The organism is Pseudonocardia sp. 73-21 (assembly GCF_001899645.1).
GTDB lineage: Bacteria > Actinomycetota > Actinomycetes > Mycobacteriales > Pseudonocardiaceae > Pseudonocardia.
In genome coordinates this window covers 1-21,250 of the sequence record NZ_MKVV01000064.1, presented here as the reverse complement: position 1 = coordinate 21,250, position 21,250 = coordinate 1, and the positions used below count along the sequence as shown (strand labels likewise).

Below are 21,250 nucleotides of genomic sequence, written 5' to 3'. Positions count from 1 at the left end.
GGTCGCCGCACCGGCCGTCCGGCCCGCGGCGCCCGCCGCACCGGCGAGACCCTCCGCCCCGGCAGTACCCGCACGACCCGCTTCCCCCGTGATACCGGTGACGCCGGCGGATCCGGCGAAGCCCGCCGCCTCCGCGCTGGTGAAGGGCACCCCGTGCTCCGTCACCGCCCGGGCGTGCGTCGATCTGTCCGCCCGGCGGGCGTGGCTGATCCGCAACGGCGTGGTCCAGTACGGGCCCGTCCCGATCACCAGCGGCCGGGCCGGCTACCGGACACCCACCGGCACCTACCGGGTCACGTTCAAGGACATCGACCACAGGAGCAGCATCTTCAACGACGCCCCGATGCCCAACTCGGTCTTCTTCAACGGGGGCATCGCGTTCCACCAGGGCAGCCTGTCGGTGTTGTCACACGGCTGCATCCACCTGTCGCGGGCCGCCTCGGCCACGTTCTACCGGTCGCTGAGCCCGGGCGATGTGGTGCAGGTCCGCCCCTGATCAGCCCGATCCCCCCGAGCCTGACCCGCCGCGGCCCCGCGGCCTCCGCACCGGAGGCCGCGGGGCTTTTCCGTGGGCCGGACGGCGCAGTCCGGCGCCGGGCTCCCGTCAGCGCAGAGGGCCGGACATCCGATCGGCCAGTCACATCGTGAACATGGAGGTGTCATGGCCCCGGTGCTCGTCGCTCCACCCCGCGCGAGGACCGCCGCGGGCCTCGATGTCCCCGTCGTGGGCGGGCCGGTGTTCGGAATCGTGCTGGGCGGGCTGCACGACCTCGTCCTGCGACCGGCCGACACGCTCTGACTCCTGCGCCACACCCGACTGCGCACTGTTGCGTCGGGGAGAACACTGGGTCCATGGCCGACGACGAGGCGTTCCGGATCGAGCACGACACGATGGGCGAGGTGCGGGTACCCGCCGACGCCCTCTGGCGGGCGCAGACGCAGCGGGCGGTGGAGAACTTCCCGATCTCCGGCCGCGGGCTGGAGCGGGCGCAGATCCGCGCGCTCGGCCTGGTCAAGGGCGCCGCGGCGCGGGTCAACGGCCGGATCGGGGTGCTGAAGCCGGAGCTCGCCGCCGCCATCGCCGCCGCGGCCGACGAGGTGGCCGCCGGTGAGCACGACGCGCACTTCCCCGTCGACGTCTTCCAGACCGGCTCGGGCACCAGCTCCAACATGAACGCCAACGAGGTGATCGCCACGGTCGCCGCGCGCGCGGGCGTGGACGTCCACCCGAACGACCACGTCAACGCGTCGCAGTCGTCCAACGACGTCTTCCCCACCACCATCCACCTCGCCGCCACCGAGGCGCTCGCCACCGACGTCGTCCCGGCGCTGGAGCACCTCGCCGCCGCGCTGCGCCGCCGCGAGGCCGACTGGGTCGACGTGGTCACGGCCGGCCGCACCCACCTCATGGACGCCGTGCCGATCACCCTCGGCCAGGAGGCCGGCGCGTGGGCCACGCAGACCGAGTACGGCGCCGCCCGGGTCCGCGACGTCCTCCCCCGGCTCGGCCAGCTGCCGATCGGCGGCACCGCCGTGGGCACCGGGCTCAACGCGCCCGCCGGTTTCGGCAGCGGCGTGGTCGAGGAGCTGCGCGCGGCCACCGGACTCGACGTGCTGAGCGAGGCGCCCGACCACATCGAGGCCCAGGGCGCCCGCGACGGGCTCGTGGAGGCCTCCGGCGCACTGCGCACCGTCGCCGTGTCGCTCTACAAGATCGCCAACGACCTGCGCTGGCTCAGCTCCGGCCCGCGCACGGGCCTGGCCGAGATCCACCTGCCCGACCTGCAGCCCGGCAGCTCGATCATGCCCGGCAAGGTCAACCCGGTGATCTGCGAGGCCACGATGATGGTGGCCGCCCAGGTGATGGGCAACGACGCCACCGTCGCGTTCTCGGGCACGCAGGGCAACCTGCAGCTCAACGTCATGATGCCGGTGATGGCGCGCAACGTCCTGGAGTCGGCGCGGCTGCTGGCGAACGTGGCCCGGCTGCTCGCCGACAAGGTGGTCGACGGGGCCGAGGCCGACGTCGCCCGCACGCGCGAGTTCGCGGAGTCGTCCTCGGCCGTGGTCACCCCGCTCAACCGCTACCTGGGCTACGAGGAGGCCGCTGCGGTCGCGAAGCAGTCGCTCAAGGAACGCAAGACCATCCGCCAGGTCGTCGTGGAGCGCGGGCACCTGGACAAGGGCACGCTCACCGAGGAGCAGCTCGACGCCGCCCTCGACGTCCTGGCGATGACCCGCAGCGACGCCTGACACCCTAATGGACTAACGCTACGACACTCTGCGTTCACCTGCTCCTGGTTCCCTTACGCAAATGAGTGAGCATGGCCGGTTCGCGTTCGAACCGATCTTCAACCTCGTCAACGGCCGCCCCGTCGGCATCGAGGTGGAGCGCAGCCAGGCCCGCGACCGGAGCGCCGTCGTCGTGCGCAGCGCCGTGTGGGGCCCGCGGCAGCTCGCGGAGTTCGACTCGGGCATCGCCATCGCGTCGGTGCTGCACGGCACCGGGTACGACGCCACGGTGCCGCTGCACGTCGACGTGCTGGCCGACACGGTGGTGTCGGCGCGCCGCCGCGTCTCCCAGCTGCAGCAGTGCCTGCGCGGCCGGGAGGGCGACCGGCCCGTGCCGCCGATCCTGCTGGAGGTCGGCCCGGCACTGCTGGCCGCCCCGCCGTCCGCGCTGGCCGAGGGCGTCGCCGAGCTGCGTGCCGAGGGCTACGGCATCGCCTTCGACGAGGCCGGGCGGGGCTTCGGCCTGGACCTCGTCGCCGAGCTCGCGCCGGATCTGGTCAAGATCGACGCGGGGCTGGTGGCCCGGCTCCCGCACGATCCCCGGGCCCGGACGGTGGTGCACGCCCTGGGCGACGTCTGCCGCGCCGTCGGGGTGCGGATGTCGGCCGTCGGCGTCACCACGACCGACGAGCTGGCCGCCGTGCGCGACCACGGCATCGGGTGGGCGCAGGGCCCGCTCCTGGCGACGCCGCGGCGCAGGCCGTCCACGGTGGGGCTCCTGCTGCCGGTGGACCTGCTGCCGGGCATCGCACCGGCCGCCCGTCCGTCGCCGGTACCGCGGACCACGCCGCCGGCGCCCCCGACGCTCGCCGATCTCTCGCAGACCCCCGTCGCACTTCCCGACGACGCGACGGCGGAGCACGTGCGCCAGGCCCTGGCCGACCACCCGCAGGCCGGATGCGTCGTCCTGCTCGACGCCGGCGGGCACCCCGCCGGATTCCTCGACCGCAACCGGTTCATGCTCGCCATCTCGGGGCCGTTCGGCCGAGCGCTCTACGCCGAACGACCCGCCCGCTCGCTGTCCGAGGCGCCTCGGACGGCGGCCGTCGGCACCGACGTCCGCACCGCGCTGGAGCGCTGCCTGTCCGGGGACCGCACCCGCAGCTACGACGACCTGGTCCTGCTCGACGACGCGGGCCGCTGCGTGGGCGTGGCCCGCGTGACCGACCTGCTGCAGGAAGCCACCGGAGCCCTCCCGGCGGCGTGACTCCCACCGTGACCGAGTCGAGCCTCGCCTTCGGTCCGATCACGGCGCTACATTCCTCGCTCACCCCCGCGCGAGGAGCTGTTGATGATCGGAACACGACGTCGGATGGTGGTGGCCGTGATCGGCACCGCCGTCGCCCTGACCGCCACCGGCTGCGTCAGCTCCGGAGCGTCGAGCTCGGGGTCCGGCGGTGGCACCGGGTGGGCCACCGCGACGTCGGCGCAGGAGGGCGGCGGCATGGACGCCCTGGTCGCCGCGGCCAAGGCCGAGGGCAAGCTCAACGTCATCGCCCTGCCCCCGGACTGGACGAACTACGGCAACATCATCAAGGCGTTCACCGCCAAGTACGGCATCGCCATCGACTCGGCCAACCCCGACGGGTCCAGCCAGGACGAGATCAACGCCGTCAAGCAGCTCGGCACGCAGGACCGCGCGCCCGACGTCCTCGACCTCGGCCAGACGTTCGCCAACAGCAACACCGCGCTGTTCGCCCCGTACAAGGTGGCCACCTGGGACACCATCGACGCCGGCACGAAGGACGCGAACGGCGCCTGGGTCAACGACTACGGCGGCTTCATCTCCATCGGCTGCAACAGCAAGCTCGTGGCCACCTGCCCCACCACGATCGCCGATCTGGCCAAGCCCGAGTACAAGGGCCAGGTGGCGCTCAACGGCGACCCGACGCAGGCCGCGGCCGCGTTCGCGGGCGTCTGGGCCGCGGCGCTCGCCAACAAGGGGTCGCTCGACGACATCACGCCGGGTGTCACGTTCTTCGGTGGCCTGGCCAAGAGCGGCAACCTGCTGAAGATCGACCCGAACTCGGCCACCATCCAGAGCGGTCAGACGCCCATCGTGCTCGACTGGGACTACCTCAACGTCACCGAGACCGAGAAGAACAAGGCCGCCTTCGACTGGAAGGTCACCGTCCCCGCCGACGGCCTGTTCGCCCAGTACTACGCGCAGGCGATCAACAAGAACGCCCCGCACCCGGCCGCCGCACGGCTGTGGCAGGAGTTCCTCTACTCCGACCAGGGGCAGAACCTGTGGCTCGCCGGTAAGGCCCGCCCGGTGCGGCTGGTCGCGATGACCGCGGCCAACACGGCGGACAAGGCACTGGTCGCGGTGCTGCCGCCCGTCGCGGGCACGCCGAAGTACCCGACCCAGGCCCAGACCGACGCGGCCAACAAGGTCGTGGCCCAGGGCTGGGCGGCCGCCACCTCGTGACGTCCCTCCTCGAGGCGCCGCCCGCGCCCACGGAATCCGTGGCGCGGCCGGCGCGGCCGTGGCGGGCGGCCCTGGGGTTGCTGCCGTTCGCGCTCTACCTGCTGGTGTTCCTCGGCGGCCCGCTGTACTTCGTGATCAGCGGGGCGCTGTCGGACCGGTCCGGGGCACCCACGTTCGACAACATCATCGCCTCGGTCACCGAGCCGCAGTACCGGCTGGCGTTCGCCTCCAGCCTGGCGATCTCGGCGGTCACGGCGCTGGTCGGTGCCGTGTTCGGCGTCTTCCTGGCGCAGGCCGTGCTCACCAGCAGGCCGACGAGCCCGTTGCGCCGCATCGTGTCCACGGCGTCGGGCGTGCTGGCCTACTTCGGCGGTGTACCGCTGGCGTTCGCGTTCATCGGCGCGCTCGGCCAGACGGGGTTGGCCACGCTGTTCCTCAAGGGCGTCGGCATCGACCTCTACGGCCTCGGCTTCCGCATCGACTCGCTCACCGGCCTCGGACTCACCTACGTCTACTTCCAGATCCCGCTGATGGTCATCCTGATCACCCCGGCGCTGGAGGGGTTGCTGCCGCAGTGGCGGGAGGCCGCGGAGAACCTCGGCGCGTCGGCGTGGGCGTACTGGCGGCACATCGCGCTGCCGGTGCTCGCGCCCGCGCTGGGCGGGGCCACGCTGGTGCTGTTCGGCAACGCCTTCGCCGCCTACGCCACCGCGCTCGCGCTCACCAGCGGGCAGATCCCCCTGGTCACCAACTCGATCGCGTCCGCGCTGTCGGGCAACGTGCTGGCCGACCAGCAGAACGTCGGGCTCGCGCTCGGCTTCGACATGGTGGTGGTCATCGGCGTCGTGATGGTCGGGTACCTGATCCTGCAGCGCCGCGCGTCGCGGTGGCGGGCCCGATGACCCGCGGGCGCCGCTGGCGCGTCGTCGTCTTCACGATCGCGGCGATCTACTTCCTGGTGCCGCTGATCTCCGCAGGCGAGTTCAGCCTCCGCAAGCCCGCGGGCGGCTACGGGTTCGCGAACTACCTGGCCCTGGGCACCGACCCGGTGCTGCTCGGGTCGCTGCTGGTGTCGCTGCAGATCGCCGTACTCACCGCGGTGCTCGTGCTCGTGCTGGTGATCCCCACCGCGGTGTGGGTGCGGCTGCGGTTCCCCTCGGTGGCCGCGCTGCTGGAGACGGCCACGATCCTGCCGATCGTCGTGCCGCCCGTCGTCATGGCAGCGGGCATCGCGTTCGTGCAGGCCAACCTCGACGCCGAGCCGTTCCGGTCGCTGTTCGCCTCCTCGACCACCGCGCTCACGCCGTTCTACGTGGTGCTGGCCCTGCCGTTCGCCTACCGCGCGGTGGACAACGGGCTGGCCGCCATCCCCCTGCGCACGCTCGTCGAGGCGGCCCGCAACCTGGGCGCCGGGCTGCCGTCGGCGCTGCTGCGGGTGGTGCTGCCGGCCATCCGCAGCGCCGTGCTCGGCTCGGCGTTCCTGACGCTCGCGCTGGTGCTCGGCGAGGTCGTCATCGCGCGCATCCTGCTCTACACCGACACCTTCCCCGTGGTCGTCATCGACGTCGGGCGCAGCGCCGCCGGAGTCTCGGTGGCGTTGACGCTGGCCAGCCTCGTGCTCACCTGGGTGCTGCTGCTGCTCGTGTCGTACGTGGGTGGCCGCACGACGAGGAGAACTGACGCATGACCGGCACCGCCGTCGAGTTCCGGGGCGTACAGCGCGCCTACGGCTCCACCTTCGCCCTCGACGGCCTCGACCTCACGCTGAAGGAGGGCGAGCTGCTCGCCCTGCTCGGGCCGTCGGGGTGCGGGAAGACCACCGCGCTGCGCCTGCTCGCGGGCTTCGACAAGCCCACCGCCGGCCAGATCCTCATCGGCGGCAGCGACGTCACCGGCGTGCCGGCCGCCAAGCGCGACACCGGCATGGTGTTCCAGGCCTACTCGCTGTTCCCCACGATGACCGCGAGCGAGAACGTCGCGTTCGGGCTGCGCATGCGCCGGGTCGGGCCCACCGAGCGCAAGCGCCGCGCCGCCGAGCTGCTGGAGCTGGTCGGGCTGGGGGCGCGCGGCGACTCCTACCCGCACGAGATGTCCGGTGGCCAGCAGCAGCGTGTCGCGCTGGCGCGCGCCCTGGCCGTCCAGCCGTCGGTGCTGCTGCTCGACGAGCCGCTGTCGGCCCTCGACGCCCGGGTGCGCGTGCAGCTGCGCGACGAGATCCGGCGGCTGCAGCTGGCCGAGGGCATCACCACGCTGTTCGTGACGCACGACCAGTCCGAGGCACTCGCCGTGGCCGACCGGGTGGCGGTGCTCAACGCGGGCCGGCTCGAGCAGGTGGACGCGCCGCAGGAGGTCTACACGCGGCCGGCCACGGCCTTCGTCGCCGAGTTCGTGGGCGTCATGAACGACGTGTCCGTGCAGGACGGGCGCATCGTGCCGGACGGCACCGAGCGCACGCAGATCCGGCCCGAGAGCCTGACGGTCGGCGTGCCCGATGGTCTGCCCGCCACCGTGCTGACCAGCACGTTCCTCGGCGCGGTGACCCGGCTGGTGCTGACCACGCAGGTCGGCGAACTCACCGTGGACGTGGTGAGTCGCCTGGGCCTGCCCGGCATCGGGGACGCCACCACGGTCGGGCTGGTCGGCGGGGGGCACTAGGACCGGGCGAACCGGGCGCCCCACTCGCGCACCTGGTCCGCCAGCTCCGTCGGGGCGAGCACCTCGAACTCCGCCCCGATCGAGCCCAGCAGCATGGCCGGCCAGTCGAGGGTGTCGCTGCTCATCCGCAGCAGGCAGCTCCCCTCGTCGACGCTCTCGGCCGTGGCCCAGCGACCGATCCGGGCCTGCACGGCCGCGACCGGGGCGTGCACCCGCACCTCCACGGCGAACGACACCGCGGGCGCGGACGCGAGCCCGGCCTTCACGAACGCGGCCGCGTCGACGGCGGGCAGCTCACGGGGGCGGAAGCGGACGCCGGTGGGTCGGGGCGCGGTGAGCCGGTCGAGACGGAAGCTGCGCCAGTCGTGGCGGCCCAGGTCGTAGGCCACCAGGTACCAGCGACGGCCGACGGGCACGAGCCGGTGCGGTTCCACGTGGCGCTCCGTCGGGTCGCCGCTGCGGGCGGTGTAGGCGAACTCGAGCCGCTCGGTGTCGCGGCAGGCCTGGGCGACGACGATCAGCGACGCGGAGTCCAGCGCCGGTGCGGGCGCCCCGCCCCAGCTCAGCGGCACCGTGGCGGCGCGCAGCGCGTCCACGCGGCGGCGCAGCCGGGGCGGCATCACCTGCACCACCTTCGTCAGCGCGCGCAGCGCCGGCTCCTCCAGGCCCGCCACCGCCCCCTGCGCCGCGGCCTGCATCCCGACGGCGATCGCGACGGCCTCGTCGTCGTCCACCACCAGCGGAGGCAGCGCCGCCCCGGGCGCGAGCTGGTACCCGCCGTCGACGCCCCGGCTCGCCTCGACGGGGTAGCCGAGCTCGCGCAGCCGGTCGATGTCGCGGCGCAGCGTGCGGACCGAGACGTCGAGCTTCCCGGCGAGGTCCACGCCCGCCCAGAACCGGTGGGTCTGCAGCAGCGACAGCAGGCGCAGGGTCCGCGAGCTCGTGTTGGCCATGCTCTCCATTCTCCCGGAATTCAGGTCAGGAAGTGGCCGGTATGGGTCATAGAGTCCCTCCCATGACGACGAACGAGCGCGACGACCTGCTGGAATCCCTCGCCACCCACCGCGGCTTCCTGCTGCACACCGTGCAGGGGCTGACCGACGACCAGGCGCGGCTGCGCCCCACCGTCAGCGAGCTGACGCTCGGCGGCCTGGTCAAGCACGTGTCCCTGACCGAGAAGGGCTGGGCCGACTTCATCGTGGACGGGCCCGCCTCGATGGCGATGACCGAGGACAGCTACACCGAGCACCTCGACGGCTTCGTCCTGCGCGAGGACGAGACGCTGGCCGGCGTGCTCGCCGACTACGAGAAGATCGCCCGGCGCACCGACGATCTCGTGCGCACCCTGCCCGACCTCGGCGCGTCCCACCCGCTGCCGGAGGCCCCGTGGTTCAGGCCGGGAGCCACCCGCTCGGCCCGGCGGGTGTTCGTGCACATCGTGGCCGAGACCGCCCAGCACGCCGGCCACGCCGACATCCTCCGCGAGGCCATCGACGGCCAGAAGACGATGGGCTGACCCGTGGACGAGAAGGACGACATCCCCGGGCGGCCGGCCGGAGAAGGTGCGGCTCCGCCGCCCGTGCGCGGATATCAGTGTTCCCGCCCTGATTTCCGCTCACGAGCGAACTGTCGGTGGTCGCTGTCAGGATGGGTGCCGTGCTGCTCGCCGAGGTCGTCGCCACGTCCACCGCCGTGGGCGCCACCCGCTCCCGCAAGGAGAAGTCGGCGGCGCTGGCGGCCTTGCTGCGCGTAGCGGGGCCCGACGAGATCGAGGCGGCCACGAGCTGGCTGGCGGGTGAGCCGCGGCAGGGGCGCATCGGCACGGGCTGGCGCACGCTGTCGGGCCTGGCCGGTGATCCCGCCGCTGCGCCGTCCCTCTCGGTCACGCAGGTGGACGGCCTGCTCACCGAGCTCGCCGGCACGTCCGGCGCCGGCTCCACCCGGCGTCGCCGGGAGCTCCTCGAGGCGCTCTTCGGCGCCGCCACCGCCGACGAGCAGGCGTTCCTCGTCCGGCTGCTCACCGGCGAGCTGCGGCAGGGGGCGTTGGAGGGCGTCATGCTCGACGCCATCGCGGGCGCGGCCGAGGTGCCTGCGGCGAGCGTGCGGCGGGCGTTCATGCTCTCGGGCCGACTGCCCGCCACCGCGGTCACGGCGCTGGCCGGCGGCGTCGAGGCCCTCGACGCCGTGCGCCTGCAGGTGGGCACGCCGCTCCGCCCGATGCTCGCGAGCCCCGGCGACTCGCTCGATGCGGCGCTCGAAGGCCTCGGCGCGGACGTCACCGTCGAGTTCAAGCTCGACGGCGCCCGCATCCAGGTCCACCGCAACGGCGACGAGGTGCGGGTGTGGACACGCACGCTGCGGGAGATCACCGACGGGGTGCCCGAGCTGGTGGAGCTGGTCCGGGCGTTGCCCTGCACCACCGCCGTGCTCGACGGCGAGACGCTCGCGCTCGACGACGACGGCCGCCCCCGCCCGTTCCAGGACACGATGAGCCGGTTCGGCAGCGATGCCGCGGACGAGCAGGCGCTGCTGAGCCCGTTCTTCTTCGACCTGCTGCACCTCGACGGCGTCGACCTGCTCGACGAGCCCCTGCACCTGCGCCTCGACGCGCTCACGGGCCTGCTCACCGATCCCCTGCACATGCCCGGCGTCCGGCGTCCGACGCCGGAGCAGGCCGCCCAGGTGCTCGACGACGCGCTGTCGGCCGGCCACGAGGGCGTCGTCGTCAAGTCCCTCGACGCGCCGTACGCGGCGGGCCGGCGCGGCAAGGCGTGGCAGAAGGTCAAGCCCGTCCACACCCTCGACCTCGTGGTGCTCGGCGCGGAGTGGGGCTACGGCCGGCGCACGGGCTCGCTGTCCAACATCCACCTCGGCGCCCGCGATCCCGACGGCGGCGAGCCGATCATGGTGGGCAAGACGTTCAAGGGCATGACCGACGAGCTGCTGGCCTGGCAGACGGCCACCTTCCCGGCCTACACCCGCTCCGACGAGGGCCACGCGGTGCTCCTCCGCCCGGAGCTGGTCGTCGAGATCGCACTCGACGGTGCGCAGCGCAGCGTCCGCTATCCCGGCGGAGTGGCGCTGCGCTTCGCCCGCGTGCTGCGCTACCGGCCGGACAAGACCCCGGCCGAGGCCGACACGATCGACGTGGTGCGCGCGTTCCTGTCGACCTGACCGGGGCTCACCCCAGCACCGCGCGCACGAACTCCGCCGCGCGTTCCCGCAGGCCGGCGCGGCGCTCCTCGACGTCCGTGCCCGGGGTCGGCCGCAGCGCCGCGGTGGGCTTCTCGACCCGGACGTGCTGCGCGCACAGCAGGTCCCCGCACACGTAGGTGCCGACGGTGTCGCCGTTGCGCCCGGCCGCACCGGGTCGCCGCGCCACGAGCAGCTCCACCCGGCCGGGAGCGTGGGTGGTGCGGCACAGCGCGCACATCGCGGCCGCCCGCACCCCACGCTCACCCGCCCGCAGGGCGATCCCCACGGGCCCGTCCTCGTCCGGTACCAGCAGGACACCGCGCTCCGGGGCCTTCGGGTCGCGCCAGCCCAGCACGTCGTCGACGGCGTCGAGATCGAGGTCCCGCACCCAGGCGGGCAGGGTCATCCGCGAGGCCTCGCCCTTGGTCGAGTTCGCCATGGCCCGGCGGACGCGGGCGTCGGTGGTGGTCGTCGTGCTCACGGGGGCCGACCCTAGGCCGCCGACCGGATGCCGTCACGTCGGTTCGGACGAGCCCTGGACCCGACCGAGCTACGCCCGGCTCGTCGCAGCGCGCGCGATGACCTCCTCTGCGGTGGGCGGGCTCGCCGGATGGTGGCTCAGGCACATCGGTTCGCGCACCTTCTCGAACGACAGGCCCTCGCCCGCCACGTAGAACTGGCCCGAGCCGAGCCGGGAGATGTCGTCCACCTGGCCGCCCTTGGCCCGCGCCAGCTCGGCGGCCGCGTTGATCTGGGCGCCCGAGTTGAGGAAGCCGAAGAACTGCAGGGCCGCGTTTCCGGTGATGCGGTTGTGCAGGCCCTTCGGCGCCTGTGTGGCGAACACCAGTCCCAGGCCGTACTTGCGGGCCTGTGACGCGAGCGAGATCGTGCTCTGGGTGCACGCGGTGAGCGCGCCGGACGGGGCGAACGTCTGCGCCTCGTCCATCACGAACAGCCCGCCCAGCGGCCGATCACCGGCCGGGTTCGCCTTCACCCACGAGAACAGGGCCATCTGCAGCTGATTGACGAAGCTCTGCCGCTGGGCATCGTCCGGCAGCCCGACGAAGCTGATCACGGAGATCCGAGCCCGCTTGTGCGCGGCCGGTGTGAGCAGCACCGACGGGTCGACGGTCTCGCCCGAGCCGCCGAACAGCGGGTCGTTGATCATCGCCGCGTGCAGCTGCTCCGCCATCTCCGCGGCGAGTCTCGGCCCGGTGCGCAGGCCACTGATGCCATCGGGCATGGCCGCGAGCAGCTCGACGAAGCCGGCCAACGTGGCGTGTCCGTCGGCGGCGTGGTGTTCGAGCGCCTCCCGCAGCACGGCCTTGCCCTGCTCGAGCTTGCGCGCGGTCAGACCGGCGCGGGGCGCGAGGCTCGCGACGGCCGAGTCGACGGCCAGCCGGAACTCGTCCTCGTCGCCGAGAACGGCGGCGAAGTCGGGCAGCGGCTGGAACGCGAGCGGGCGGCCCTTGGCCCGGCCGGGCGTCCACACCACGACCTCGGTGTGCTCCAGGTACACCGCTGCCTTCTCCGCGTCGCCCGGCTGCCAGCCCGCGGGCGGGGCCGGCCAGGCATCGCCGAGCCGGGAGAGGTCGTTGTTGGGGTCCAGCACGATCGCGGACACCCCCTGCAGAGCGCACTCCTCCACCAGCCGCCGCAACAGCACGGTCTTGCCCGAGCCGGAGCCCGCGAACACCGCGGTGTGCTTGCGCAGCGACTTCAGCTCGACGGTGACCTGCCGCCGGTCGCCCTCCGAGCGCCCCACCGGGACCGTCGGCGGGCGCGGGTGCGGGGTCGGACGGGGGTGCGGTGCGGCCGGCTCCGTAGGCGCACCCTCCCCGGACGTGACCGGCGGCGCGGCGCTCGTCGAGGGGGCACCGTCCCGCGGCGGCGGATCGCCGAGGACCCGCCGGAACAGCTCGGTGGACCCCGCCGGCCTGCGAGCGGCGAGCCACTCGGTGAAGCCGGGCTTCGGTGGACGCTGCATGACCTCCAGCGCGGCGAACGTCCGCAGGTCGTCCTCGTCGATCGGGACGGTGACGGCGCCCAGCTCGGCCAGCTCGGCGACCGCCCTGGCCGTGACCGGGCCGGTCGGCCAGGCGACGTTGCGGATCAGCACGAGCCGTCGCCGGTCCGCGCCGGAGCGCAGGCCCGACTCGGTACGGGCCGAGCTGATCCGGCTCTGCACGGCCCGGTGGTGCTGGTGGGCCACCGCGCGGAACGCGTAGTGGGTCTCGTCCTCCGTCTGCTCGTGCAACGTCTGCCGCAGGCGCGCGTGCAGAGCGGGCTTCTTGCCACGCATCGCGTCGACGGCGAAGTGTTGCCCGTCCTCCCCCAGCTCGGCGATGTAGGCGCTCAGGCCGGCGGTGAGCAGGGCCGGCATCCGCTGGTCCTCGATGTCCTTGTCCAGCGGGGCGGCGACGTCCGCCTCGGCACGGAGGCGGGCGAACCAGTCGTCCATCTCCCTCAGCATGATGTCGTCGGAGCGCGGAGCGGGATCGACCGGTCGCGGCTCCTCGGCCAGATCCTCCAGCTCGCACACGGCGTCCGAGTCGAGGCACACGCGGATGTGGGCGTCCACCCGCTGCAGCAGCTTGCGCGGCGTCAGGTTCCGCGCGCTCGGCCGGTCGAATGCCGAAGGCAGGACCGGCCACGACTCGTAGGGCGGCGTGAACCCGACCTCGGCGTAGAGGCCGCCCAGGTGCTGGCCGACGATCGCCCTGGCGACCGCCGAGTCCGGCATGGCGCCCTGCAGCGTCTCGGTCCGGAAGCGGTCCGGTGCCGAGTGGAGCGCGTTCCTCACGATCAGCTGCCAGGACGCGGGCAGGCACGCCACCACCGACAAGGTGCGCCGGGTGGCCTCCCGCAGCTCCATCAGCCCGTTGGCGATCTCGCCCACCATGGCGTCCTGCTTCGCCTGCGGATCATCGGCGTCGGCCAGCGCCGTGGCGGACTGGGTGATCAGGGGGTCGATCTGGTCCACTGCGATCACGGTCGGACCGGTCAGGGCGAGCAGCCGCGACAGGTCACGCAGCACGAGCTGGCGCGACCGGGCTCCCCGACGGAACCCCCACTCCTCGCGCGCCGCTTCCTCCACATCACCGTCGAGGGTGAGGTAGCTGTATCCGATCTCCTGGACGTCCGGGTCGTCCGCGCGGAACAGCACGAGGGCCCGCAGCGTGTTCTGGCAGTCCGACCAGATCTGGCGGTCGACCCGGCGGAGCCCCGCGACGAGGTCGTCGAGGTTCTCGCGGGTCACCGGGATCGTCCCGGCGATGCGCGCACGGTCGACGGCCGGGACCTCGGCCAGTTCGGCCAGGCGGCGCAACAGCGGCCCGAGCTGGTCGACCTGGCCGGCGTCGAACCCGTCGATGACGCCGTGCACGGCGCTGCGCCAGAACTCGTCACCGTCCAGCAGCTTGATCAGGAAGAAGTAGCCGTCGTGTCCCTGCACGTGCTGGCGCAACCATCGGAGCATGTGGGTCTTGCCGACACCACGCTCGCCCTGCAGGACGACACCGATCGGGCTCGACCCGGTGCTCGCCCGCGCGGCCGCCACCGAGGCCAGCACCGAGTTGCCGACCTTCTCGTGCAGTCCCTCGACGTGGTGGGTGACCGGGCTCCAGACGTCCTCCGGCCCGACGGCCCAGTTGAACTGGACGGCGGACAGCGCCATCCGCTCCTCGTCGGTCATCCCGCCTCGATCATCAGCATGTGCCGGTCGTCGCCACCGAAGCGGACGGCTGCGGCCCGGTGGGCGCCGGTGAGGGCCTTCTGGTTCGGCTCGGCCTGGACGTGCACTCCGGGAGTGCTCGCCATCCGTTCGAGCTCGGCGTCGACCGCCGGTCGAGGGACACCGAAGAGCTGCTCGCGCAGCTCGGCCAGACCGACCCACTCGCCCGGCTTCGCCAGCCGCAGGTAGGCGCCACGGATCTGCTGCTCCACGTCGGGTCGGAAGATCTCGTGCAACGGTTGCCCGCTGCGCGCCAGCCCGGCCAGCAGGGCGTACAGCGCGCCGCCCAGGTAGCCCGCACGCGCCGGAACCGGCTGCGACAGCTCGGCCGTGCACCAGGCCACGCCGTCGTCGGTGATCTCGTGGGTGAAGCTCCGGCCCACCTTGGTCGAGGTCACGAGCTTGCGGTCGTTCAGCCTCCGTCGGGGTTCGCCGTCGAGAGCGAGGCCGGACACCGCCCGCAGCTCGGCATTGGTCAGCTCGCGCGCCTCCGCCATCAGTGCGAGCAGGACGGCCCGCTCGCGGTTGGTCAGTTGCTCAGCAGACACGGACGTCCTCCGGTTCGCGGCGATCCTGGGTCGGCGTACCCCTGATCCGCGGGCACCCCCACCCTCGTCGCGGCCCCGTGGGACCTCGTTACGCTCACGTCCTCCGCCACTGCTGGGCCCCTGACGGCGCGCGGCGTAGCATCCAGAGACCGTGCGCTTCCTCGACGGTCACTCCCCTCAGCACGACCTCACCTACGACGACGTGTTCCTCGTCCCGAGCCGGTCGTCGGTGGCGTCGCGCTTCGACGTCGACCTCGCCACGACCGACGGGTCGGGCGCCACGGTGCCGGTCGTCGCCGCCAACATGACGGCCGTCGCCGGTCGCCGGATGGCCGAGACGCTGGCCCGCCGCGGCGCGCTCACGGTGCTGCCGCAGGACGTGGCGCCGGAGGCGGTGACGGAGATCGTGAGCTGGATCAAGTCGCGGCACCCCGTCTGGGACACCCCGCTCGTGCTGCACGCCGGCGACGCCGTGGCCGAGGCGCTGAGCCTGCTGCCCAAGCGCGCCCACGGCACCGTCGTGGTGGTCGACGACGGGGGCCGCCCGGTCGGCACCGTCGACGAGGCCGACTGCACCGGCGTGGACCGCTTCACCAGGCTCGCCGACGTGCTGGACCCGTCGCCGGTGATGCTCCCGCTCGACACCCCGCCCCAGCAGGTCTTCGAGGCGCTCGGTGGGCGCGGGGTGGCGCTCGGCCTCGATTCCGGCGGCCGCCTCGCCGGGTTGCTCACCGCCCTCGGGGCGCTACGGGCCGAGGTCTACTCCCCCACGCTCGACGCATCGGGCCGGCTGCGCACCGCCGCGGCGGTCGGCGTCAACGGCGACGTGGCCGTCAAGGCGAAGGCGCTGCTCGACGCGGGCGTGGACCTGCTCGTCGTCGACACCGCGCACGGCCACCAGCAGAAGATGCTCGACGCGCTGACCGCCGTGCGCGCCGTCGTCACCGATGCGGGGTCGAGCGTGCCGGTGGCCGCGGGCAACGTCGTCACGGCCGAGGGTGTGCGCGACCTCGCCGCCGCGGGCGCCGACATCGTCAAGGTCGGCGTGGGCCCGGGCGCGATGTGCACCACGCGGATGATGACCGGCGTCGGCCGCCCGCAGTTCTCGGCCGTGCTCGAGTGCGCCGCGGCGGGCCGTGAGCTGGGCGTGCACGTCTGGGCCGACGGCGGCGTCCGCCACCCCCGCGACGTCGCGCTGGCGCTGGCCGCCGGGGCGTCGTCGGTGATGATCGGCTCCTGGCTGGCGGGCACCTACGAGTCCCCCGGCGACCTGCTGCGTGACGAGGCCGGCCGGTCGTACAAGGAGTCGTTCGGCATGGCGTCCAAGCGTGCGGTGAGCGCCCGGACCAGGGGCGACGGCGGGTTCGACCGCGCCCGAAAGGCCCTGTTCGAGGAGGGCATCTCCAGCTCCAGGCAGCTGCTCGACCCCCAGCGCCCCGGCGTCGAGGACGTTCTCGACGGCATCTGCGCCGGTGTGCGCAGCGCCGCGACCTACGTCGGCGCCCGCACCCTGGACGAGCTGGCCGAGCGGGCGACGGTGGGCGTCCAGACGACGGCAGGCTTCACGGAGGGCACCCCCCACGGCCTGTGACGGGGGAATGGGGTCCCCGGGCGTCGGGGTTGCGCAGCAGCGTGACGGCCGCATTGACGCCATCGAGGACGGCACCCCGGAGAGCGTGTGGGTCGCCGAGCAGCTGGGCGCGCCCGTCATCAAGATCTTCAACGGGATCTTCTGGAAGCACCTGCTGGAGCGGGGCAAGCCCGCCGGCGCCGAGGGCAGGATCGCGCTACCGGTGGCCGGAGCGGACGGCCCGGGGAAGGAGCTGGCCCTCGACCTGGTCGACCGGCTCGGCTTCGACCCGGTGGACGCCGGCAGCATCGAGGAGTCGTGGCGCCAGCAGCCCGGCACTCCGGTGTACGGCAAGGACTACGACGTGGAGAACACGCGCAAGGCCCTCGCCGAGGCGCCGCGCGGGCGCCCGGCGGAGTTCCGGGCGGCCTGACGGCCCCGTGCGCGGATATCGGTGCCCCGGCACCGATATCCGCGCACGACCAGGTCAGGGGTCAGGCGGCGGGGCCCTCCAGCAGCTCCGTCACCAGGGCGGCGATGGGGCTTCTCTCCGACCGCGTCAGCGTGACGTGGGCGAAGAGCGGGTGGCCCTTGAGCTTCTCGATCACCGCCGCGACGCCGTCGTGGCGGCCGACCCGCAGGTTGTCGCGCTGGGCGACGTCGTGGGTCAGCACCACCCGGCTCGCGGTGCCCAGCCGGGACAGCACCGTGAGCAGCACGTTGCGCTCCAGTGACTGCGCCTCGTCGACGATCACGAAGCTGTCGTGCAACGAGCGGCCGCGGATGTGCGTGAGCGGGAGCACCTCCAGCATCCCGCGCGCCAGGATCTCGTCCATGACGTCCTGGCTGACCAGCGCACCCAGGGTGTCGAAGACGGCCTGCGCCCACGGCCCCATCTTCTCGCTCTCGCTGCCCGGCAGGTAGCCGAGCTCCTGCCCGCCGACGGCGTAGAGCGGCCGGAACACCACGACCTTGCGGTGCTGCTGGCGCTCCAGCACCGCCTCCAGGCCGGCGCACAGCGCGAGCGCCGACTTGCCCGTGCCGGCCCGGCCGCCGAGGGAGACGATGCCGACGTCGGGGTCGAGCAGCAGGTCCAGGGCCACCCGTTGCTCGGCGGAGCGGCCGTGCAGCCCGAAGGCCTCCCGGTCGCCACGGATCAGGCGCACCCGCTTGTCGGCCGTGACCCGGCCGAGCGCGGCCGAACCGCCACCGGTGAGGCGGATGCCGGTGTTGCAGGGCAGGTCGCGGGCGGCGTCGTGGTCGAGGACGCCGTCGCGGAAGAGCGTGTCGACGTCGTCGGGGGCGACCTCGATGTCGGTCATGCCGGTCCAGCCCGAGGGCACCACGTCGAGGGCGTGGTACTCGTCGGCCTGCAACCCGACCGCGGCGGCCTTGACGCGCAGCGGCATGTCCTTCGTGACGAGCACGACCTCGCCGCGGCCGTCGAGCTTGCGCTCGGCGGCCAGGTTCAGCGCGCAGGCGAGGATGCGGCTGTCTCCTCCGTCCGTGCGGAAACCCGCGGGGAGAACCGTAGGGTCGGTGTGGTTCAGCTCGACGTGCAGCGTGCCGCCCGCGGTGCCGATGGGCACCGGGGCGTCCAGGCGGCCGTGTTCGATGCGCAGCTCGTCGAGCGTGCGCAGCGCCGTGCGGGCGAACCACCCCAGTTCGGGATGGTGCCGCTTGCCCTCAAGTTCGGTGATGACCACCAGCGGCAGGACGACCTCGTGCTCGTCGAACCTGGTCAGCGACCAGGGGTCCGACAGGAGGACGGAGGTGTCGAGCACGTAGCAGCGCGTCGATTCCGAGATGGGGGCTGTACGACCTTCGGTCACGGTTGCTCCCTCGTGGGCGCGGCACCGCGCCCACACTCTGGTGGGCCGGCCGGCCCTGGCTCGGGCATCTGTGGCGGTGCCACAGATGCCCACGAGGGCCGGGTGCCGGCCCCCTCGGGTGTCAACACCACGACCAGGGCCTCCCCGGGCGGCTCGCATCGGGTACGAACTCGCCGAGGCTCACGCTACCGGCGGTCACCCCGGTGCGGTCAACAGCAACGCCGCGTCATCTCGTGTTCACGTGGCGAGATTGAACAGAACGGCCTACCGCTCATCGCTCCACAGACACCGCCTGTCGTCGTTCCCGACCGCTTCCCCACGTATGGCCGCGGCCATCCGGATCAACCCGCCGGTGCCACCGGGACCTGCGCGGACTCGGCGCGCAGGGTCCACGGCGTCAGCGGCTCGTCGAGGATCCGCACCAGCCGGTCCGCCGACGACCCGGCTTCCCACCAGCGGTGGAGCAGCTCCGGGCCTTCGACGTAGGTGGTGGTGTAGGCACGCCAGAGGGGGTGACGGAGGAAGCCGAGCACCGCGGCGGCCCGTTCCTGCCCGACCAGCAGCCACCGGCAGAGGTGGTCGAGCACCTCCGCCTCGGACGCGCGATGGCCGTGCAGGAGCACCGCGGCGTCGAGACGGGCCCGGGTGAGCGCCGACGTGGCCGTATCCACCCGCTCGGCCAGCTCACCGTCGAACGCGCACCCGACGTCGGCGAGCACCTCGGCGGCCCAGGGACCCCAGCCCGGTCCGACCACCGCCCGCAGCCCGAGGTCGGCCGCCCCCTCGGCCACCAGGCTCTGCGGTGAGGTCACCACGACGACCCGGTGTTCCCCCCAGCCACGGGCCACGAGCCCCACCTCCTTCCGGCAGCGCTCGGTGTGGTGGCCGGGGTAGATCTCGTGCGCCACGATCTGGGCGAGCTGAGAGCACCGCAGCCGGGCCCCGGCGTTGAACGTCACCGTCGAGGCGTAGCCGCCGCGGTAGTGGTGCAGCGCGCTCCACGGGGCGCTGTCGACCAGGCGGTGGCCGACGTGCTCGCCCGCCGGGAGGTCCACTTTCGCCACCGTCCGTTCGCGCAGCGCACCGGAGAGAGCCCGGACCACCGCGACGAGCCGGTCACGCGGCACCTCCTCCCGGCGACGGTGCGCCGCGACCCGCTCGGCCAGCGGGCCCGGGCCGGGCAGCAGCTCTTCCAGTTCGCGATGGGCCCCGCGGTAGGCGTCCTCGGAGCCCATCCTGATCCGGACGCCGAACACCTCCTGCACCTCACGGGCGAAGGGCACGGGCTGCCCGACGAGCCGTCGCGCGGTCCACTCGCAGGCCACGAGCTGACCCCGGAGGAAGTCGACGCGGGCGGGATCGAGGCGGTCGGGCAGGGACCGCGCGAGCCGGCCGGACGCCCGCACGAGCTCGGGGGCCGTCATCGGGGCCTCGGCCGCGTCACGGAACGAAGGGCCGAACGCGTCGACGGAACCGGGCAGGAGCAGCGCCAGCGTGCGGACGATCCGGAGGTACTCGGTCACCACCCCGTCGGCCCGCACCGGTCCACGCTACCGGTGCGGTGGACGCGGAGCGCGATCGCGCACGGTCTCGGGGCGAAAAGTTACGGTCCCGGACGGGTGTTGTGTGGTCTGTTGTGGTGAACGGAGAGTCGCAGTTCGCCTCGTATTCCCCCTTCACGAGTCATCCGATGGTAGGCGTATCCACACACACAGTGCGTTGATCATTCGATCGTGGTAGGGGAATTGCGCGCGACCCCGAGCCTCGGATACCTTTCTCGTGGTCAGCGAGGGCTCCCCGGCAGACGCTGGCAAGAATGGAATCGACTTCGGTCGGATCCGGATGACTCAACAGGAGAAAACTGTGCTGAAGAAGGCTGGAATTGTCGTGGCTGCGGCCGCCGCCACCCTGCTCGCGGTCAGCCCCCTCGCCTTCGCCGGCGAGTCGGGCTGGAGCCACGGGCACGACAGCGACAAGACCGTGAACTCGAACGTCAACGGTGACAAGTCCGAGGGCCTCGTGAACGTGGCGGACAACAACGTCAACGTGCCGATCCAGGCGTGCAACAACGACGTCCCGATCCAGGGCGGCGTCGCCCAGGCGCAGGTCCCCGTCAAGGACGTCACCGCCGCCCTCAGCGGCGCGCTGGCCATCTTTGGCAAGGCGTCCTCGTCGGTCGAGCAGTACACCGACAACTCGCGCTCCTGCGGCGACAACAGCGGCTCGGCGGGCGACGTCCACAAGCAGTGAGTCATTCCTGATTCACCGCTGAACTGACAAGTCAGGCGTCGGACCACATGGTCCGACGCCTTTCTTGTTTCTGTCACACGATGGAATTACCCAGCTTCTCCCACGAACCCGGGAGCGCTATTCTGGGGACGGTCCGCACGGCTCCCCGCTGTGGTGTGGACATCGAATGGAATCGGCTCCGGCCGGTCCGCATGACTCAACAGGAGAGATCTGTGCTGAAGAAGGCTGGAATCGTCGTGGCCGCGGCCGCCGCCACCCTCCTCGCCGTGAGCCCCCTCGCTTTCGCGAGCGAGCACCACGACGTCGACAAGACGGTCACCTCGAACGTCAACGGCGACAAGTCCGAGGGTCTCGTCAACGTGGCGGACAACGACGCCAACGTCCCGGTCCAGGCGTGCAACAACGACGTCCCGATCCAGGGTGGCGCCCTCCAGGGCCAGGTCCCGGTCAAGAACATCACCGCCGCCGCCAGCGGCGCCCTCGCCCTGCTGGGCAGCGCCGACTCGTCGCTCGACCAGTACACCGACAACTCGGCGTCCTGCGGCGACAACAGCGGTTCGGCTGGCGACGCCCACGAGCAGTGAGTCGCTCCTGACGCACCGCTGAACTGACGCGAAGGGCGTCGGACCACCCGGTCCGGCGCCCTTTTCGTATGCCGGAAAAGGCGCTGCCGAATCGCTTCCTGAGGCATTTCCACCATTCCGTTTCACCCGGTCGTGACACAGCTCAGCCTGGATCCACCGC

Annotated in this window: 20 protein-coding genes; 14 read left to right on the top strand and 6 right to left on the bottom strand. The window is 72.7% G+C overall.

Going from position 1 to position 21,250, the window contains the following annotated elements; translation table 11 throughout:
• Positions 1 to 139 precede the first annotated feature (139 nt).
• The 8 genes from BGP03_RS21250 (at position 140) to BGP03_RS21215 (ending at position 7,378) form a co-directional block, all read left to right on the top strand.
• Positions 140 to 496 (top strand): L,D-transpeptidase, encoded by a 357-nt coding sequence (locus BGP03_RS21250; RefSeq protein WP_299737203.1) that lies wholly within the window; start codon positions 140 to 142, stop codon positions 494 to 496.
• A gap of 165 nt (positions 497 to 661) precedes the next feature.
• Complete coding sequence (locus tag BGP03_RS21245; RefSeq protein WP_296371473.1) at positions 662 to 799, top strand: hypothetical protein; 138 nt, start codon at positions 662 to 664, stop codon at positions 797 to 799.
• Positions 800 to 852: 53 nt separating this feature from the next.
• On the top strand, positions 853 to 2,253 hold the full coding sequence (locus BGP03_RS21240) for a class II fumarate hydratase (protein ID WP_296371475.1): 1,401 nt from the start codon (positions 853 to 855) through the stop codon (positions 2,251 to 2,253).
• A 61-nt stretch (positions 2,254 to 2,314) separates the two neighbouring features.
• Entirely contained in the window at positions 2,315 to 3,499 is a 1,185-nt protein-coding gene (locus BGP03_RS21235; RefSeq protein ID WP_298799293.1) for an EAL domain-containing protein, read from the top strand.
• Between the two features lie 84 nt (positions 3,500 to 3,583).
• Entirely contained in the window at positions 3,584 to 4,723 is a 1,140-nt protein-coding gene (locus BGP03_RS21230) for an ABC transporter substrate-binding protein (RefSeq protein WP_296371478.1), read from the top strand.
• Complete coding sequence (locus BGP03_RS21225) at positions 4,720 to 5,625, top strand: ABC transporter permease subunit (protein ID WP_296371480.1); 906 nt, start codon at positions 4,720 to 4,722, stop codon at positions 5,623 to 5,625. The genes BGP03_RS21230 and BGP03_RS21225 overlap by 4 nt, the downstream gene beginning before the upstream one ends.
• Positions 5,622 to 6,410: an ABC transporter permease subunit gene (locus tag BGP03_RS21220; protein WP_296371482.1), complete on the top strand. Its 789-nt coding sequence runs from the start codon at positions 5,622 to 5,624 to the stop codon at positions 6,408 to 6,410. Before BGP03_RS21225 ends, BGP03_RS21220 begins: the two co-directional genes overlap by 4 nt.
• Positions 6,407 to 7,378 carry an ABC transporter ATP-binding protein gene (locus BGP03_RS21215; RefSeq protein ID WP_296371484.1) on the top strand — a complete coding sequence of 324 codons (972 nt, stop codon included), beginning with the start codon at positions 6,407 to 6,409 and terminating at the stop codon, positions 7,376 to 7,378. Before BGP03_RS21220 ends, BGP03_RS21215 begins: the two co-directional genes overlap by 4 nt.
• Here BGP03_RS21215 and BGP03_RS21210 read toward each other — a convergent pair.
• Positions 7,375 to 8,331 carry a YafY family protein gene (locus BGP03_RS21210; RefSeq protein WP_296371486.1) on the bottom strand — a complete coding sequence of 319 codons (957 nt, stop codon included), beginning with the start codon at positions 8,329 to 8,331 and terminating at the stop codon, positions 7,375 to 7,377. The genes BGP03_RS21215 and BGP03_RS21210 overlap by 4 nt on opposite strands.
• 62 nt (positions 8,332 to 8,393) lie before the next feature.
• On the opposite strand from BGP03_RS21210, the gene BGP03_RS21205 reads away from it, so the two are divergent.
• Entirely contained in the window at positions 8,394 to 8,894 is a 501-nt protein-coding gene (locus tag BGP03_RS21205) for a DinB family protein (protein ID WP_298799295.1), read from the top strand.
• A 140-nt stretch (positions 8,895 to 9,034) separates the two neighbouring features.
• Complete coding sequence (locus tag BGP03_RS21200) at positions 9,035 to 10,552, top strand: ATP-dependent DNA ligase (RefSeq protein WP_298799296.1); 1,518 nt, start codon at positions 9,035 to 9,037, stop codon at positions 10,550 to 10,552.
• A 7-nt stretch (positions 10,553 to 10,559) separates the two neighbouring features.
• Here the strand turns inward: BGP03_RS21200 and BGP03_RS21195 are convergent, their stop codons facing one another.
• From BGP03_RS21195 to BGP03_RS21185, 3 genes are all read right to left on the bottom strand, one after another.
• Positions 10,560 to 11,054 carry an FBP domain-containing protein gene (locus tag BGP03_RS21195; RefSeq protein WP_296371490.1) on the bottom strand — a complete coding sequence of 165 codons (495 nt, stop codon included), beginning with the start codon at positions 11,052 to 11,054 and terminating at the stop codon, positions 10,560 to 10,562.
• A gap of 69 nt (positions 11,055 to 11,123) precedes the next feature.
• On the bottom strand, positions 11,124 to 14,267 hold the full coding sequence (locus tag BGP03_RS21190; protein ID WP_298799297.1) for a DUF87 domain-containing protein: 3,144 nt from the start codon (positions 14,265 to 14,267) through the stop codon (positions 11,124 to 11,126).
• Positions 14,264 to 14,854 carry a hypothetical protein gene (locus BGP03_RS21185; RefSeq protein WP_298799298.1) on the bottom strand — a complete coding sequence of 197 codons (591 nt, stop codon included), beginning with the start codon at positions 14,852 to 14,854 and terminating at the stop codon, positions 14,264 to 14,266. The genes BGP03_RS21190 and BGP03_RS21185 overlap by 4 nt, the downstream gene beginning before the upstream one ends.
• A gap of 151 nt (positions 14,855 to 15,005) precedes the next feature.
• On the opposite strand from BGP03_RS21185, the gene BGP03_RS21180 reads away from it, so the two are divergent.
• Positions 15,006 to 16,445 (top strand): GuaB1 family IMP dehydrogenase-related protein, encoded by a 1,440-nt coding sequence (locus BGP03_RS21180; RefSeq protein WP_298799299.1) that lies wholly within the window; start codon positions 15,006 to 15,008, stop codon positions 16,443 to 16,445.
• A gap of 7 nt (positions 16,446 to 16,452) precedes the next feature.
• Positions 16,453 to 16,857 carry a hypothetical protein gene (locus BGP03_RS21175; protein ID WP_296371498.1) on the top strand — a complete coding sequence of 135 codons (405 nt, stop codon included), beginning with the start codon at positions 16,453 to 16,455 and terminating at the stop codon, positions 16,855 to 16,857.
• A 61-nt stretch (positions 16,858 to 16,918) separates the two neighbouring features.
• Here the strand turns inward: BGP03_RS21175 and BGP03_RS21170 are convergent, their stop codons facing one another.
• Complete coding sequence (locus BGP03_RS21170) at positions 16,919 to 18,256, bottom strand: PhoH family protein (protein WP_296371500.1); 1,338 nt, start codon at positions 18,254 to 18,256, stop codon at positions 16,919 to 16,921.
• A gap of 341 nt (positions 18,257 to 18,597) precedes the next feature.
• Entirely contained in the window at positions 18,598 to 19,797 is a 1,200-nt protein-coding gene (locus BGP03_RS21165; protein ID WP_296371502.1) for a DUF885 domain-containing protein, read from the bottom strand.
• Positions 19,798 to 20,119: 322 nt separating this feature from the next.
• On the opposite strand from BGP03_RS21165, the gene BGP03_RS21160 reads away from it, so the two are divergent.
• The gene (locus BGP03_RS21160; RefSeq protein WP_296371504.1) at positions 20,120 to 20,506 is read left to right on the top strand and encodes a hypothetical protein; all 387 of its coding nucleotides are present in this window, start codon (positions 20,120 to 20,122) and stop codon (positions 20,504 to 20,506) included.
• Positions 20,507 to 20,718: 212 nt separating this feature from the next.
• A complete protein-coding gene (locus BGP03_RS21155; RefSeq protein ID WP_298799300.1) occupies positions 20,719 to 21,090 on the top strand; it encodes a hypothetical protein in 372 nt (123 codons plus the stop codon).
• Positions 21,091 to 21,250 lie beyond the last annotated feature (160 nt).

Bases quoted from the DNA above. Each gene is read 5' to 3' on its own strand.
- BGP03_RS21245 (WP_296371473.1), top strand. From the start codon at position 662: ATGGCCCCGGTGCTCGTCGCTCCACCCCGCGCGAGGACCGCCGCGGGC.
- BGP03_RS21240 (WP_296371475.1), top strand. From the start codon at position 853: ATGGCCGACGACGAGGCGTTCCGGATCGAGCACGACACGATGGGCGAG.
- BGP03_RS21235 (WP_298799293.1), top strand. From the start codon at position 2,315: ATGAGTGAGCATGGCCGGTTCGCGTTCGAACCGATCTTCAACCTCGTC.
- BGP03_RS21230 (WP_296371478.1), top strand. From the start codon at position 3,584: ATGATCGGAACACGACGTCGGATGGTGGTGGCCGTGATCGGCACCGCC.
- BGP03_RS21220 (WP_296371482.1), top strand. From the start codon at position 5,622: ATGACCCGCGGGCGCCGCTGGCGCGTCGTCGTCTTCACGATCGCGGCG.
- BGP03_RS21215 (WP_296371484.1), top strand. From the start codon at position 6,407: ATGACCGGCACCGCCGTCGAGTTCCGGGGCGTACAGCGCGCCTACGGC.
- BGP03_RS21210 (WP_296371486.1), bottom strand. From the start codon at position 8,331: ATGGCCAACACGAGCTCGCGGACCCTGCGCCTGCTGTCGCTGCTGCAG.
- BGP03_RS21205 (WP_298799295.1), top strand. From the start codon at position 8,394: ATGACGACGAACGAGCGCGACGACCTGCTGGAATCCCTCGCCACCCAC.
- BGP03_RS21190 (WP_298799297.1), bottom strand. From the start codon at position 14,267: ATGACCGACGAGGAGCGGATGGCGCTGTCCGCCGTCCAGTTCAACTGG.
- BGP03_RS21175 (WP_296371498.1), top strand. From the start codon at position 16,453: ATGGGGTCCCCGGGCGTCGGGGTTGCGCAGCAGCGTGACGGCCGCATT.